Source organism: Lentzea sp. NPDC006480 (assembly GCF_040611995.1).
In the GTDB taxonomy this organism is placed as follows: Bacteria; Actinomycetota; Actinomycetes; order Mycobacteriales; family Pseudonocardiaceae; genus Lentzea.
In genome coordinates this window covers 73,741-88,551 of record NZ_JBEXPJ010000019.1, presented here as the reverse complement: position 1 = coordinate 88,551, position 14,811 = coordinate 73,741, and the positions used below count along the sequence as shown (strand labels likewise).

The window sequence follows — 14,811 nt, the reverse complement described above, 5'->3', positions numbered from 1 at the left end:
GTGTCGTCCCCCCCCCACCCCCCGGCCGGGCCGCCTTCCTGGCGGCCGGGCCGGGTCACGTTCGAGGCCCATGTGAGGAGCGGCCGACGCCCGGACGGAACATCGTCCACCCGGTGAAGGTCGTGCGGTCAAATGAGATGTTGCGAGACCTGCAACCTTCAAGGTGGAAGTTGCTTAGCTGGGCGCCAGTGAGGTCTGGGCCGATATCGACCCAGAAAGTGCGGGCGGGGTGCCTGAAGGGCGCCCCGCCGGCGGTGGTCATCCGTTGTTCAGCAGGGCGAGGATCTGGTTCAGCAGGGCGACCAGTGCCTGAAGCCCTGCGGGCGAGCCGGGGAGGGGGATTCCGACGATCGCGCACAGCAGGTTGCCGAGCAGGTTGCCCGGACCCGGTTCCGCGGTGATGTTCAGGTGCACCCGGTCCAGGTGCACGACCAGGCCCAGCAGGTCGAGGTCCAGCGGTCCGAGCACCAGGTCGAGGATCTCGCAGGAGACCTGCGCGACGCCCACCGGGGCCGTGACCTCACGCGACTCGGTCCCCACCTGCTGACCGGCGGAGTCGATGAGGGTCAGGTCGACGATGCCGTTGGCGAGCGCGGTGGTGCCGTCCTCCGCGAACCCTGTCGGCGTGAACGTACCGACCACGGTGCCGACGCCGCCGGAGGCGTCGGTGAACGTGCCGGTGACCGGCGTGCTCAACGCCGGGGCGGCCGGCGCTGGGGCGGCGGACGCGGCGCCCGCGCCGCCGAACAAAGCGAACAGAACGGCGAGAACCACGGTGACGACCGCGGAGCGGCCAAAGATGCTGAATCTCACGATGAGCTCCTTCCAAACTACGAACTCGACTCTGCAGGAGTAGCCGAACCACTCCGAAAGAAACGCTTGGAACGCAGAAGGGAGCGTGAGCAATTTCAACTGATCGATATCCCGCTGGCCCGTACCCAAATCAACGGGCGATCGTTTGCCGCTCTGTTTGAAGAAGCCGGAAAAACAAAGATACCCTATATAAAGATACTGTGTATTACGAAGCTTCTGCGGTGTCTCTGGGGCGCTGGTCGTTCGTGTCCGCTGGCGTTTGGCCAGCGTGCATGCCTTGCCCGCCGTACTCGGACGCGGCCTTGAGCGTGGGCAGGGGGACGCGTCGGTCTGCAGCCATCGGGGTGCGCTCCAACGGCCAGCGGCCCCAGGGGGCACCATGATGATGAGAAGCTCTGAGGCGAGTGTGGCGCTGACACCTGGCGCGAGCCACTAATGCTGATCTAGCACGTGCTAGCTGTTGCCGCTCACTTGTTGGTTCTGGAGCTTCTGCTGCCGGGTTGGCGGGCGGGTCTGGGAGTTGTTCTGCCAAATTTCTCCCAGGGCGGGCTCCAAAGGCCTGAAACACAAATCAGCCCTGTCCACGTCTGCTGTGCGGCCGGCCGCAGGTGGCCGCTTCGCGATGGGTGATGGGCACCGAGGTGGTCGGCTCGGACTCACCGATGCGTACCACGAGCTGCTGACCGCCGAGGCGCGGCCGGCACTCAGCGATCAGGCGGCTGAGATCGGTGTAGGCGAACGGAGCCTCGCTCCTGTCGCCCGCACCTGCTACCGCCGTCGTACGGGCTGCAGCGACGTCCTGGAGGACGACGAACCGGCGGCGCTTGTAGATCGACTCTGGATCGAACGGCCACGGGGCGCACTGCCCCTGGACAGCAAGAACCCCGCCTCACCTGAGGTGAGGCGGGGTTCAAACTCCAACCATCGGGGCGACAGGATTTGAACCTGCGACCCCCCGCTCCCAAAGCGGGTGCGCTACCAAACTGCGCCACGCCCCGGTTGCAACCAGCTTACCGCCACCCGCTAAGGTATTGACCGCAGCCCCACTGAGGGGCGGCAAGCGGGCGTAGCTCAATGGTAGAGCCCTAGTCTTCCAAACTAGCTACGCGGGTTCGATTCCCGTCGCCCGCTCGTGACGAGGGGCGAGGTGCGTCTGCGGAAAGCGCAGACCTAACCTCGCCCCTCGGTTTTTATCAGGGGGCCAAGCCCCCAGACCCCAGCCGGGGGCGAGCCCCCGAACCCCATCACTTCGCGCATGCCTGCGATTGCCGTGAACTAGCTCACAGGTCAGGCGCCGAGGCCACTCCGATCTGGGTGTGGCGGTGCGCGGGGCTTTCGATTTCGTCCAGCACGGCCAGCGCGAAGTCCTCGTAGGTCAGCTCGTCGCCCGGGTCGACCGCGCCGATGCGGTACTCGCCGCTGACGGCACCGCCGAACATCCCCACCGGACTCATCACCAGCCAGTCGGCGCCGGAGTCCGCCAGCACCTGGACGCCCGCCGCGTGACCCAGGCAGAACGGGCGGTGTTCGGCCGGGAAGTCCGGCGAGTCCACCACCCGCACGCCCGGCGAGGTCTCCAGGAGCGGGTAGATGCCCACCACGATGATCCGGCCGGCACCGGACGCCACCAGTGCGCGGGCCGCCTCGGTGTAGAACTCCGCCGGGTCGCGGGACAGGTCCGCCACCGCGCTCACCGCGACGTCGCAGCCCGCCGCCACCTCGGCCGCCGCCTGGACACCGGGGTCGCGGCCGATCCTCGCGACCTCGTGGCCGCGTGCTTCCGCCACGGCCGCGATCTGCCGTCCTGCCTGCCCGTTCGCACCGAACACAACGATCTTCGCCATGAGCGCGAAGGTAGGGTGCGGGTAGCCGGTTTCCGCAACGATATCGGGGGTGACCAGGTGGAATGCCAGCACGGCGACCAGGGCCCTGTGCTGCCCTACCGCATCGGTGACAAGTGGACCGCGCACGTGCTGCGGGCTCTGCACCACAACCGTCGGCGCTTCACGGAACTGCGTGCCGAGATGCCCGCGGTGACGCCCAAAGTGCTCACCGAGACGTTGCGGGCGATGGAGCGCGAGGGCACGGTCACGCGCACCGAGTACGACGAGAACCCGCCGCGCGTCGAGTACGAGCTGACCGAGCAGGGGCACAAGCTGCTCGGCCTGCTGGACCTGTGTTGCGACTGGGCCCGAGAGAACTTGGTGGAAACGTGAGGCTCGAACAGATCGTCGTCGACTGCAACGACCCGAGCCGGCTCGTCCGGTTCTGGGCCGAGCTGCTCGGCGCGGAGCCGGTGAACCGCGCGCACGGCTGGGCGCACGTCGAACCGCCCGGCGGGCCGCGGATGTCGTTCCAGCCGGTGCCCGAGCGCAAGGACGCGAAGAACCGGCTGCACCTGGACTTCGGGGTCGACGACATCGAAGCCGCGGTCGTGAAGGCCGTGAGCCTCGGGGCGACCCGCGAGGGCGTGGTCGTCACCGACGAACAGGGCAGCTTCCAGGTGATGCGTGACCCCGAGGGCAACGAGTTCTGTTTCGTCCGCTGAGTCCGCCGAGTCCCTTGCCGCTTCGTCCACCGGGGAACTACTGGACCGCCCGCCACAGGGCCTCACCGAAGCGGATCGCGAGGATCAGGAGCAGCACGCCGATCGCGAAGCTGATGAGGCACCGCACGACGACCAGGAGTTTGGCGCCCTTCACCCGGCCATGATTTATCGCCGGCGGGCAACACCGACAGAGCCCAACGGAACCAATAACATGCCGTTGTGACCCAAAGCGCGAGTGCCTGCCTGTTCTGCCGCATCGTCGCGGGCGAGATCCCGGCGACCGTCGTGACGGAGACCGACACGACGCTCGCTTTCCGCGACATCGACCCCAAGGCGCCCACGCACGTGTTGGTGATCCCCAAGGAACACCACCAGGCGATCGGCGACGTCGACCCGGTGCTCGCGGGCCAGATCCTCGCGACCGCGCACCAGGTCGCGAAGTCCGAAGGCGTCGACGAGTCCGGCTACCGGCTCGTGTTCAACACCGGCGAGGACGGCGGCCAGACCGTCTTCCACGTGCACTGCCACGTGCTCGGCGGCCGCGGCCTCACGTGGCCTCCTGGCTAGCAACGTCCGGGATGACCATCTCCCGCACGAACTGGGCGTCGACCGGATTGCCGTGCCCCGGCACGACGATCCGCGGGTTCAGCTCCAGCATCCGGTCAAGGACGTGGCGCCAGTTCGACGGCGTCGCGTCCGAACCTGCCTGAGCGGGAGCACCTTCCTCGACGAGGTCGCCCGCGAACACCACCCCGGCATCCGGCACGTGCACGATCACGTCGTGCGAACTGTGCGCGGGTCCGAAGTGGTGCAGATCGACCCGCCGTCCGCCGACGTCGAGCGTGACGGTGTCGCGGAACGTGTGCGTGGGCGCGATCAACCTGCCCTCGAAGGGTTCGGGGTAGTACTTGGCCCGGCTCTCGAGCAGCGACTCGTCGACCACGCAGTCCTCGTGCGCCCACACCTCGCACGGCAGGAACGCCTCGGTGGCCAGCACGTGGTCGAAGTGGTTGTGCGTCAACACGATCCGCGACGGCTGGATCCGATCTGCCAACGCTGGATCCATGCCGGAGTCCACAAGCAGCGAGTCACCTGACCCGACGATGTACCCGAGCGTGAGGTCGAGCTCGGTGTGGCGCCGGATGAACACACCATCAGCGATCTCGATCACCGCAGCACCCCGTCGATCAGCACTGGCACCGCATTGCTGACCCCGAGTTGGACCGCCAGCTCCACGTCCGCGGCGTGGCCGTGCCCGATCAGCTCCTGCCCGGACCCGCACCCCCGCACCGCGGCGGCGACGTCGGTGTTGTTGAACGCAGTCACCGCGAGCTGCGCTTCCGGTGAAGCCGATCCCGAGAGGGCCGCGAGCACCGCGCCCGCACCGAGGTAGTCCTCGACGCACGGCCGCAGCGGACCGAACGACACCCCTTCCCCCGCCATGTTGATGCCCCACCGCTCACCGCCGGGAATCACACCGATCGTCTCCCCCAGCTCGGCCGCCCGCTTCGCCACCGCCGAGGCGTTGCGCAGACAGGCCGCGAGCACGTGCGCCCCGGTCTCCCCCGCCAGCGAGCAGAGGTTCGACCCGTTCGGCGACGGCAGCTCCACCAACCCGGTCGCGTCGACGAGTGACGCTGGTCGCAGCGTGCCGTTGCGCGGCTTCCACCGCGACGGCCGGACCTGGCCACCGTTTCCCACCACCAGGTCGACGGACGTCGTGAACGACAGCACGTCCACCACGACCAGCACGTCACAGCCCCGCAGCACGTCGACGCCCTCAGGCCCCCACTCCAGCTTCAGCTGGTACCCCTCCTGAGCAAACATGCCGCCCAGCGTGTCAGACTCCGGGACGTGCGCGTTTATCTGGCAGCAGACCACGCGGGCTTCGAGCTGAAGTCCCACCTGTCCAAGGCTCTGACCGAGCAGGGTTACGAAGTCGTCGATGTCGGCGCCCACGAGTACGACGCCCTCGACGACTACCCGTCGTTCTGCATCGACGCCGCCGAACAGGTCGTCGCGAATCCCGGCAGCCTCGGTGTCGTCATCGGCGGCTCGGGCAACGGCGAGCAGATCGCCGCGAACAAGGTGAAGGGCGCTCGCGCCGCATTGGCGTGGAACGTCGACACCGCGCAGCTCGCCCGCCAGCACAACAACGCCAACCTCGTCGGCATCGGTGCTCGCCAGCACACCGCCGAGGAGGCGACCGAGATCGTCTCGGCGTTCCTCAAGACCGAGTTCTCCGGCGACGAACGCCACCAGCGCCGCATCGACCAGGTCAGCGCGTACGAGAACAAGGCCTGATGCCCGAGGGCCACACGCTGCACCGCCTCGCGCGGCTGCACCAGCGCCGGTACGCGGGAAAGCCCGTGTCCGTCACGAGTCCGCAAGGGCGCTTTTCGGCGTCCCTTGTGGACGGACGCAAGCTCGTCCGCGCCGAGGCACACGGCAAGCACCTGTTCCACGTCTACGGCCCGGACGCGGTCGTGCACGTGCACCTCGGCCTCATCGGGACCTTCACCGAGTCACCACTGCCGGTCCTGCTCCCGATCGGCCAGGTCCGGATGCGCATGGTCGGCGAGACCCACTTCACGGACCTGCGCGGCCCGGCCGCGTGCGAGGTGCTCAACTCCGACGAGGTCAAGGCGATCCGGAAACGGCTCGGCCCGGACCCGTTGCGCAAGGACGCCGTCCCGGACCTGGCCTACGAGCGAATCCTCCGGTCGAAGAAGTCGCTGGCCGAGCTGCTGATGGACCAGAAGGTCCTCGCGGGCGTCGGCAACGTCTACCGCGCCGAGATCCTGTTCCGGCACAACGTGAACCCGATGCTGGTCGGCAACAAGGTCAGCCGCGAGCTGTGGGACGGCATCTGGGACGACCTCGTCGTGCTGATGAAGGACGGCGTGAAGGTCGGCCAGATCAACACCGTCCGCCGTGAGCACATGCCGCGGGCCATGGGACGCAAGCCGCGCGTGGATCGGCACGGCGGCGAGGTGTACGTCTACCGCCGTGCCGGTGAGCCGTGCCTGATCTGCGGCACCGAGGTCATGACGACCGAACTCGCAGGTCGCAACCTCTTCTGGTGCCCTGGCTGCCAGCCGTAAAAAAATCGGGGTAGTCCGATTCGGGTGCGGCTGGAAAGTGCTCAGTTGATGAGCACTTTCCCCCACGCGAGCACTTCAGCCGTGAGCACTTCGAACTAGAAGTCGAAGCCGCCCATGTCGCCGAAGTCGAAGCCACCGGCGTCACCGATGTCGCCACCACCGAAGTCGCCACCGCCCAGGTCGCCACCGCCGAAGTCCGCGGCACCCATGTCCGCCATGCCGTAGTCACCGATGCCGTGCATACCGGAGAACATGGCGTCCATCAGCAGGAACGTGCCCACACCCCACGCGCCGGCCACGAGCGCGGGCTTCCACCACGGCTCGGAGTACCAGCCACGCGGCACCGGGCGTCCGGCGACCATGCCGCCGGGGTAGTAGTAGGGCGTGCCGGAACCGGAGTGCGGCGACGCGGCATAGGCGTGGCCCTCGACGCTGACCTGGCGGTCTTCGCTGACCGCACCCGCCTGCTTCTGCCCGGCGCTCTCGGGCAGCGCGGGCCCGGGGTCCATGCCCATGGCCTCACGCGCGGCGCGGACGTAGTGCAGACCTTCCATCGCCGTCTCGGTGACCAGCCGCGCCTGCGGGATCGTGCGGGCCTGCTCCATCTGCGACCCGGCCGCGGTGAAGCGCTCGGACGCGTCGGCCATGGCCTGCGTGGACGCGGCGTTCGACCCCGTGAGGCTCATCACCTGCCCGCCCAGCCGCTCGACCCACCGGCGGGCCTCCGCCTTGGCGTCGTCGAGCTCCCGCGCCTTGCGCGCGTTGCTCTGGCTGACCAGGTAGAACACCCCTGCGACCAGCAGTACCAGTACAACCACCCACACGATGGCGCCCACGGCTTTACCTCCCACACCAGATAAACCGTCAACGCGTGAATGGCGGCCGTAGTTCCGTCAGAACACCTCTGGGCAATGGGGCTCGTGTTCGCCGAGGAACGCCAACGAGAGCGCGTCGACATGACCGGCCGTGTGCTCGACCACGCGGTGTGCGCGCCGGAGCACAGAAAGCCTTACGCCACCGAGATAGGCACTCCCGAGCGCGGCGACGTCGAGCGACACGTCCGCCGCGTCCTCGGTGCGCGTCACAACCGCTTCCCCGCCCTTCACGGTCAAGCGCCAGCGGCCGGAGTTCCACGGGCAGAAGGAGTCCTCGACCTCGATCACACTGTCCACATCGGACTGGTAGCGCCGCAGCGGCAGCGCCCGTTCGACGTCGACGACGCGCAGCCAGAGCGCGTCACCGAGGTCACGGCCCACTTTCCGCGGGTTGTCGACCATGTGCAGGATCGGGTCGTCGACGGCGGTGTAGAAGGAGATCTCCGCCGCCAGGTCGATGTCCAGCAGGAACCGGTACAGGTCCGCGTACGCCTGCTCGGTCTCGCACACGAGCTCCCGCACGTGCAGCTCGTCGGCCGGTCCGCGCGAGCTGCCCGCACCCTTGACCCGGAACACCACGTACCCCTCGGGATGCAGGCAGTAGCGGTACGAGGTCAGGCCGTCGCGGTCGACCTCGCGGTCCGCGAGCTGCACGTCCCAGGTCGCCTCGACCCGGCTCACCCAGCCGATCCGCGTGCGCCGCACCCTGTCGTGCACCTCGCGCATGAACGGCAGCGCCTCCGCACGGGTCACCTGCCGGATCCGCGTGCCGCTCACGGAGACGCCGGGGTGGAACGGCATCCGCGTCGGCATCATCAGCCGGTTCAGGCTGGTGGCCAGCTCCCCGTAGCCGAACCGGCGGTAGATCGAGCCCTCGGACGCCCAGAGCATCGCGAGCGGCTCACCCGACTCGCGCATGCCGTGCAGCTGGGTCTTCATCAGCAACGACGCGACTCCACGCCGGCGATGCCCTGGCTTGACCGTGATGACGGTGACCCCGCCGGCAGGCACCTGAAGACCACCCGGAACGGTGATCTCCCTGCTGAGGACCCCACCGGTGCCGACGATCTCGTCACCGTCGACGACCACGTGCGCCCGGTCGTGCTCGAGGACCTTGAGCCACTTGCTGTCCACGCCCTCGTAGTCGTCGAGGAACGCCCACGCCATCACCCGCTGGAACTCGGGGAGGTCGGACTCGTTGATGGTCCTGATGCTCAGCGCTGAGTCGGCCATGACGCCAGTGATACGCCGCCCCGGTCACTCCCGCAGCTCAATTTCGGCCGAGCCGCGCAGTCCACGTGACCTCGAAAGCAATCGTTTTCATCGGGAACGTTCCTGGGTGGCGTCCCGTTTGCGGGCGAGCGAAAAATCGCCGCGCAAGCCCCCAGGAATTGTCGGAAGAGGAGCAGAAATGAGAGCCTTCATCGCTTTCTTGTCCGCACTGGCAATTGTTCTTCTCGCTTCGGGACCGGCCTCCGCCACACCCGTCCCCGTGCAGCTGATCGCCGAGACCGGCACCGCGAAGGTCGTCCCCACGCCGATCGAGATCCACATGGAGGCGTTCGCCCGCAACGCCACCAACGGCGCCAACCTCAACAACGTGCTGGTCTCGTTCCGCACCACCACTGGCAACGTGCTGTGCACCGACCACACCGACACCGGCGGCAAGGCCTCCTGCGACGCCGAGGTCGACCAGACGCAGCTCGCGCTCGTGCTGCTGCTCGGATTCGACGCCGTGGTGACCGGTACCGCGGACTACGGCCCGGCCACTGCCCACAATTCCGTGCGCATTGTTTAGCGCTGAATCGACTTGATCTCGCAGAACTCGTCCAGGCCGAACTTGCCGAACTCACGGCCGTTGCCCGACTGGCGATAACCACCGAACGGCGCGCTCGTGTTGAACGCGGCGGCGTTGATGTCGACCTGGCCGGTGCGCAGGCGCTTGGCCACCCGCATCGCCCGGTCGGCATCAGCCGAGAACACGCCGCCCGCCAGGCCGTAGATCGTGGAGTTGGCGATGCGCACCGCGTCGTCCTCGTCCGCGTACGGCATGACCGCGAGCACCGGTCCGAAGATCTCCTCCTGGGCGATCGTCATCTCCGGCGTGACGCCACCGAACACCGTCGGCGCCACGTAGAAGCCCTGGGGCAGCGGCGCTTCCGGCCCGCCGGCGGCGAGCCGCGCGCCTTCCTCGACACCCTTGCGGATGTAGCCGACCACGCGGTCGCGCTGCGCCTTCGACACCGCCGGGCCGATCCGCGCAGACGGGTCGCTCGGGTCCGCCGAGACGTATTTCGAAGCCGCCGCGGCCGCCAGTTCCACCGCCTCGTCGTGACGATCAGCGGGCACCAGCAACCGCGTCCACGCGCTGCACGCCTGGCCGTTGTTCATGAACGAGTTCGCGACCGCGATCTTCACCGCACGCCCGAGGTCGGCGTCGTCGAGCACGATGCACGCCGACTTCCCGCCCAGCTCCAGCGCAACCCGCTTCACGGTCTCGGACGCCACCGCGGACACCCGCCGACCAGCACGAGTGGACCCGGTGAACGACACCATGTCCACGTCCGGGTGCGCGGCCAGCGCCTCGCCGACGACCGGCCCGGTGCCGTGCACCAGCCCGAACACGCCCTCCGGCACCACGGCCGTGATCACCGACGCGAGCAGGTCCGCGGTCCGCGGCGCGAGTTCGCTCGGCTTGAGCACGACCGTGTTGCCCGCGGCGAGCGCCGGCACGACCTTCGCGACCATCTGCTGCAGCGGGAAGTTCCACGGCGTGATGGCGGCGACGACCCCGATCGGCTCGCGCAGGACCAGCGAGTTGCCGATCTCCTCCGGCTCGAAGTAGCCGCGCTCCAGCACGTCCGCGACTCCCTCCGCGATGGAGATCGGGTTCGCGACCTGCACCTTCCGGCTGAACGTGATGGGGGTGCCCATCTCGGCCGTCATGGCGGCCGCGAGCTCGTCGGCACGCGCGCGAAGGCCGTCGATGATCGCCCGCACGACCTTCGCCCGTTCCTCCACCGAGGTCTGCGACCACGCCGGGAAGGCGTCGACCGCGGCGGCCACGGCCGTGTCGACGTCGGCCGGCGTGCCTTCGGCGAGCGTGCCGATGACTTCCTCGGTGGCGGGGTTGACGACCTCGATCACGAGAGCCCTCCAGGCGGATGTGACACCAAACAGCTGACAGGGGTCCAGACTGTCACATCACCTGGCAACGGTCACGCCTGGGCAGAGGCCATCAGCCCTCCGATCCGCCGCTCACGCAGCACTCGAAGGTGAACCGCCGCCCACGTCCGATAAGGCCGCCACGCCTCGGACACCTCCGGCAACGGCCGCCCGTACCGTTCGCGGACCTCGTCGGTGAGCCGGGACTCGTTGTGCGGCACGGCATCCGGCGCGTTCGCCCCGCGCAGCACGACCAGCTCGGCCGCGAACGGACCCAGCCCCTTCACCTGCTGCACCGCCAGCACGGCAGCGGCGGGTTTCATCGAGCGCAACGTCACGCCGTCCAGCAGCCCGTCCAAAGCCGCCTCCGCCACCGCGCGCAGGTACTCGGGCTTGCGACCGGGTAGGTCGAGATCGAGAGACAGCAACGAGGCAGGCGAGGGAAACACCCCGTCCTGCAACAACGACGCCTTCAGCACCGCCGCCTGCGTCATCCGGACCCGCTGCGACAGCACCGACCACGCCGCCGCCTCGTACGGCGAGTAGAAGCCGCACGGACGTAAGCCGGGCAGTTCCGCCTGCGCAGCGGCGATCACCGGATCTCGCGCGCCGACATCGGGCCAGCCCCGCCCGTCGACGTCCAGCGCCAGGAAGCGGCACACCTGCGCCGCCGCCAGATCGAGATCGCCAGGACCCGACAGCTCCAGAACGGCAGTGGCGCCGCGCTGGGTCACGGAGACCTCAGCACGGCGCCACTCACCCTCGGTCAGGAACTCCGCCCGCAACGCCTCGCCCTCGACAGCGGCCAGGCGGGACGGCGTGAAGCCCTCCCAGAAGCGGCGGGACGTGACCAGCGACCAAGGGCCCTGAACTGCGACTTCAACGCGGTGGTGGCTCATGTCACATGACGTTAGCGAGCACCACCGACAAAAACTCAGCTGAAGTCGAGGTCGCCCGAGCGGGTCCGCTTCAGCTCGAAGAAGTACGGGTAGCCGGCCAGCAACCGGGCACCGTCGAAGATCGTGCCCGCCTCCTCGCCCCGCGGGATCTTCGTCAGCACCGGGCCGAAGAACGCGACACCGTCGATGTGGATCGTGGGCGTGCCGACGTCCATGCCGACCGGGTCCATACCGCGGTGGTGCGAGGCCCGCAGCTCCTCGTCGAACTCGGTCGACGTCGCGGCGTCCGCCAGCTCGGCGGGCAGCTCGGCGTCGGCCAGAGCGAGCTTGATGATCTCGTCGAAGTCCTTGTTGCCCTCGTTGTGGATGCGCGTGCCCATTGCCGTGTACAGGCGCGGCAGCACCTCGTTGCCGAACTTCTGCTCGGCGGCGATGGCGACCCGGACCGGGCCCCAGCCCTTGGTCATGAGCTCCTTGTACTGCTCGGGCAGGTCACGCCCCTCGTTCAGCACGGAAAGGCTCATCACGTGGAAGCTGAGGTCGATCTCGCGGACCTTCTCCACTTCGAGGATCCAGCGGGAGGTGATCCAGGCGAACGGACAAAGAGGGTCGAAGTAGAAGTCGACCTTCGCCTTGTCGGCCATGCGTGCCCCTTCGGTCGCGTTCTGTCGCGTTGGGTGCGGTTATCGCCCCATCAGCCCAACCAGATCACCCTCTCATCTCTTCCCGTACGCCGGTTCCGTGATTGGATGCGGGAGTCATAACCATTCCCGACGACGTCAGCGCGTAACCACCCGCGCGGCAGACGAGGTGACCAGTGGCCGCGCCCAACCTCACCCGCGACCAGGCTCAGGAACGTGCTGAGCTGCTGGAAGTGGAGTCCTACCGGATCGAGCTGGACCTGACCGACGGCGGCGGAAAGCCGGGTTCGGACACGTTCCGCTCCACCACCACGGTGGTGTTCCGCAGCCGGACTCCGGGTGCTTCCTCGTGGATCGACATCGTGGCGGCGACCGTGCACCGCGCTGTGCTCAACGGCAGCGAGCTCGACGTCTCCTCCTACCGCGAGGAGGACGGCGTCAGGCTGCCGGACCTCGCGGAGACCAACGAGCTGACGATCGAGGCCGACTGCCGGTACATGAACACCGGCGAGGGCCTGCACCGGTTCGTCGACCCGGTCGACGGCGGCGTGTACCTGTACTCGCAGTTCGAGACCGCGGACGCCAAGCGCATGTTCGCGTGCTTCGACCAGCCCGACCTGAAGTCCGTCTACTCCATGAAGGTGACGGCCCCGCACGACTGGAAGGTCATCTCGAACGGCGAGATCATCGCCACCGAGGACGGCGAGGGCGGCGCGGACGTGCACACGTTCGCCACCACCAAGCCGATGTCGACCTACATCGTGGCCCTGGTGGCCGGCCCGTACGCCGAGTGGCGCGACGAGTTCGTCGAGGGTGACTTCAGGATCCCGCTCGGGATCTACTGCCGTGCCTCGCTCGCCCCGCACATGGACCACGAGCGGCTCTTCACCGAGACCAAGCAGGGTTTCGGGTTCTTCCACAAGGCGTTCGGGGTGCAGTACCCGTTCGGCAAGTACGACCAGTGCTTCGTGCCCGAGTTCAACGCGGGCGCGATGGAGAACGCGGGCTGCGTCACGTTCCTGGAGGACTACGTCTTCCGCAGCCGCGTCACCCGCTACCTCTACGAGCGCCGCGCCGAGACCGTGCTGCACGAGATGGCGCACATGTGGTTCGGCGACCTCGTGACCATGCGCTGGTGGGACGACCTGTGGCTGAACGAGTCGTTCGCCACCTGGGCGTCCGTGCTCGCGCAGGCCGAGGCCACCGAGTACCGCCAGGCCTGGACGACGTTCGCGAAGATCGAGAAGTCGTGGGCGTACCGGCAAGACCAGCTGCCCTCGACGCACCCCGTCGCCGCGGACATCTCCGACCTGCAGGCGGTCGAGGTCAACTTCGACGGCATCACCTACGCCAAGGGCGCTTCCGTGCTGAAGCAGCTCGTCGCGTACGTCGGCCTGGAGAACTTCCTGGCGGGCCTGCGGGTCTACTTCGCCAAGCACGCGTGGAGCAACGCGACGCTGGCGGACCTGCTCGGCGCGCTGGAGGAGGCGTCCGGCCGCGACCTGTCGTGGTGGAGTGCGCAGTGGCTGGAGACGACCGGCCTGAACCTGTTGCGCCCCAAGTTCACCGTTGACGCGTCCGGCAAGTTCACCGAGTTCGCCGTGCTGCAGGGCGGCGCGCGTCCGGGTGCCGGCGAACTGCGCACGCACCGCATCGCGATCGGTGTCTACGACGACGACGGCACGGGCAAGCTCGTCCGCACGCACCGCCACGAGCTCGACGTGACGGGCGACCGCACCGAGGTTCCCGAACTGGTCGGCGTGCACCGCGGCAAGATCGTGCTGGTCAACGACGACGACCTCACGTACTGCACGATGCGCCTGGACCCCGACTCGCTGGCCGGGCTGATCGACCACATCTCGGACATCGCCGAGCCGCTGCCGCGCACGCTGTGCTGGTCGGCCGCGTGGGAGATGACCCGCGAGGCCGAGCTGAAGGCGCGCGACTTCGTGAACCTGGTGCTCGGCGGGCTGCACGCCGAGTCCGAGGTCGGTGTGGTGCAACGGCTTCTGCTGCAGGCCCAGACCTCGCTGTCGTCCTACGCGGACGACTCGTGGCGCGGCGAGGGCTGGCGCCGGTTCGTCGCGACGACTCTGGAGCTGGCCCAGTCGGCCGAACCCGGCTCGGACCACCAGCTGGCGTTCGTGAACGCGCTGACGTCATCCGTGCTCGACGAGTCCACTGTGGACGTGCTGCGCGGCTGGTACGACGGAAGCGCCGTGCTCGAAGGCCTGGACGTCGACACCGACCTGCGCTGGCGCCTGCTGCAGGCGCTGGTCGCCCACGGCAAGGCGGACCTCGCGGAGATCAACGCCGAGGAGGAGCGCGACCCGACCTCCACCGGCCACCGCCGCGCGCAGTCCGCTCGCGCGCTGCGCCCGACCATCGCCGCCAAGGACGAGGCGTGGGACCGCGCGGTGAACGACGACGACCTGCCCAACGCGGTCAGCGAGGCGATCATCGCGGGCATCTCGCACCCCGGCCAGAAGGAACTGCTCGCGCCGTACGTCGAGCGCTACTTCGCCGACGTGAAGAGCGTGTGGGACCGCCGCACCTCCGAGCGCGCGCAGTCCATGGTGGTGGGCATGTTCCCGGCGTGGTCGATCAAGCGGTCCACTGTGGAGGCCGCCGACGCGTGGCTCGCCGACGAGCACCCGCCGGCGTTGCGCCGCCTGGTTTCCGAGGGGCGCGCGGGCATCGTGCGCGCGCTCGCGGCCCAGGAGTTCGACCGCTCCTGAATTCGCTTGATGGTGAGGCCCCGTGACG

General features: G+C 68.4%; 16 protein-coding genes and 2 tRNA genes. 8 read left to right on the top strand and 10 right to left on the bottom strand.

What is annotated here, in order from left to right:
• Positions 1-258: 258 nt before the first annotated feature.
• Both ABZX92_RS10910 and ABZX92_RS10905 read right to left on the bottom strand, forming a co-directional pair.
• On the bottom strand, positions 259-813 hold the full coding sequence (locus tag ABZX92_RS10910) for a hypothetical protein (RefSeq protein ID WP_355556467.1): 555 nt from the start codon (positions 811-813) through the stop codon (positions 259-261).
• Positions 814-1,737: 924 nt separating this feature from the next.
• Positions 1,738-1,811 (bottom strand) — tRNA-Pro (locus ABZX92_RS10905).
• Positions 1,812-1,873: 62 nt separating this feature from the next.
• On the opposite strand from ABZX92_RS10905, the gene ABZX92_RS10900 reads away from it, so the two are divergent.
• Positions 1,874-1,944: transfer RNA gene (locus ABZX92_RS10900), tRNA-Gly, on the top strand.
• Between the two features lie 149 nt (positions 1,945-2,093).
• On the opposite strand, the gene ABZX92_RS10895 is transcribed toward ABZX92_RS10900, so the two are convergent.
• Positions 2,094-2,657: a hypothetical protein gene (locus ABZX92_RS10895; protein WP_355556464.1), complete on the bottom strand. Its 564-nt coding sequence runs from the start codon at positions 2,655-2,657 to the stop codon at positions 2,094-2,096.
• Positions 2,658-2,714: 57 nt separating this feature from the next.
• Between ABZX92_RS10895 and ABZX92_RS10890 the strand changes: the two genes are divergently transcribed.
• The 3 genes from ABZX92_RS10890 to ABZX92_RS10880 all read left to right on the top strand — a co-directional run bounded on the left by ABZX92_RS10890 (position 2,715) and on the right by ABZX92_RS10880 (position 3,928).
• Positions 2,715-3,029, top strand: coding sequence for a helix-turn-helix domain-containing protein (locus ABZX92_RS10890; protein ID WP_355556461.1), 315 nt, complete (start codon positions 2,715-2,717; stop codon positions 3,027-3,029).
• On the top strand, positions 3,026-3,361 hold the full coding sequence (locus ABZX92_RS10885) for a VOC family protein (RefSeq protein ID WP_355556459.1): 336 nt from the start codon (positions 3,026-3,028) through the stop codon (positions 3,359-3,361). Before ABZX92_RS10890 ends, ABZX92_RS10885 begins: the two co-directional genes overlap by 4 nt.
• 219 nt (positions 3,362-3,580) lie before the next feature.
• Positions 3,581-3,928, top strand: coding sequence for a histidine triad nucleotide-binding protein (locus tag ABZX92_RS10880; protein WP_355556456.1), 348 nt, complete (start codon positions 3,581-3,583; stop codon positions 3,926-3,928).
• Here the strand turns inward: ABZX92_RS10880 and ABZX92_RS10875 are convergent.
• Positions 3,909-4,532 (bottom strand): MBL fold metallo-hydrolase, encoded by a 624-nt coding sequence (locus ABZX92_RS10875; RefSeq protein WP_355556453.1) that lies wholly within the window; start codon positions 4,530-4,532, stop codon positions 3,909-3,911. The genes ABZX92_RS10880 and ABZX92_RS10875 overlap by 20 nt on opposite strands.
• Entirely contained in the window at positions 4,529-5,188 is a 660-nt protein-coding gene (locus tag ABZX92_RS10870; protein WP_355556450.1) for a 2-phosphosulfolactate phosphatase, read from the bottom strand. Before ABZX92_RS10870 ends, ABZX92_RS10875 begins: the two co-directional genes overlap by 4 nt.
• Positions 5,189-5,215: 27 nt before the next feature.
• On the opposite strand from ABZX92_RS10870, the gene ABZX92_RS10865 reads away from it, so the two are divergent.
• Together ABZX92_RS10865 and ABZX92_RS10860 are read left to right on the top strand one after the other, a co-directional pair.
• Positions 5,216-5,665, top strand: a complete 450-nt coding sequence (locus ABZX92_RS10865) for a ribose-5-phosphate isomerase (RefSeq protein ID WP_355556447.1) — start codon at positions 5,216-5,218, stop codon at positions 5,663-5,665.
• Complete coding sequence (locus ABZX92_RS10860; RefSeq protein WP_355556445.1) at positions 5,665-6,465, top strand: DNA-formamidopyrimidine glycosylase family protein; 801 nt, start codon at positions 5,665-5,667, stop codon at positions 6,463-6,465. The genes ABZX92_RS10865 and ABZX92_RS10860 overlap by 1 nt, the downstream gene beginning before the upstream one ends.
• A gap of 95 nt (positions 6,466-6,560) precedes the next feature.
• On the opposite strand, the gene ABZX92_RS10855 is transcribed toward ABZX92_RS10860, so the two are convergent.
• Both ABZX92_RS10855 and ABZX92_RS10850 read right to left on the bottom strand, forming a co-directional pair.
• The gene (locus tag ABZX92_RS10855) at positions 6,561-7,301 is read right to left on the bottom strand and encodes a hypothetical protein (protein ID WP_355556443.1); all 741 of its coding nucleotides are present in this window, start codon (positions 7,299-7,301) and stop codon (positions 6,561-6,563) included.
• A gap of 57 nt (positions 7,302-7,358) precedes the next feature.
• Positions 7,359-8,573 carry a GNAT family N-acetyltransferase gene (locus ABZX92_RS10850; RefSeq protein WP_355556440.1) on the bottom strand — a complete coding sequence of 405 codons (1,215 nt, stop codon included), beginning with the start codon at positions 8,571-8,573 and terminating at the stop codon, positions 7,359-7,361.
• A 178-nt stretch (positions 8,574-8,751) separates the two neighbouring features.
• On the opposite strand from ABZX92_RS10850, the gene ABZX92_RS10845 reads away from it, so the two are divergent.
• Complete coding sequence (locus ABZX92_RS10845; protein WP_355556439.1) at positions 8,752-9,138, top strand: hypothetical protein; 387 nt, start codon at positions 8,752-8,754, stop codon at positions 9,136-9,138.
• Here ABZX92_RS10845 and ABZX92_RS10840 read toward each other — a convergent pair.
• The 3 genes from ABZX92_RS10840 to ABZX92_RS10830 form a co-directional block, all read right to left on the bottom strand.
• On the bottom strand, positions 9,135-10,487 hold the full coding sequence (locus ABZX92_RS10840; RefSeq protein ID WP_355556436.1) for an aldehyde dehydrogenase family protein: 1,353 nt from the start codon (positions 10,485-10,487) through the stop codon (positions 9,135-9,137). The genes ABZX92_RS10845 and ABZX92_RS10840 overlap by 4 nt on opposite strands.
• Positions 10,488-10,558: 71 nt before the next feature.
• Positions 10,559-11,404, bottom strand: a complete 846-nt coding sequence (locus ABZX92_RS10835) for a DNA-3-methyladenine glycosylase 2 family protein (protein WP_355556434.1) — start codon at positions 11,402-11,404, stop codon at positions 10,559-10,561.
• A gap of 35 nt (positions 11,405-11,439) precedes the next feature.
• On the bottom strand, positions 11,440-12,048 hold the full coding sequence (locus ABZX92_RS10830; RefSeq protein ID WP_355556432.1) for a disulfide bond formation protein DsbA: 609 nt from the start codon (positions 12,046-12,048) through the stop codon (positions 11,440-11,442).
• Positions 12,049-12,221: 173 nt separating this feature from the next.
• On the opposite strand from ABZX92_RS10830, the gene pepN reads away from it, so the two are divergent.
• On the top strand, positions 12,222-14,783 hold the full coding sequence (gene pepN / locus ABZX92_RS10825; protein ID WP_355556429.1) for an aminopeptidase N: 2,562 nt from the start codon (positions 12,222-12,224) through the stop codon (positions 14,781-14,783).
• The last annotated feature ends 28 nt before the right edge of the window (positions 14,784-14,811 follow it).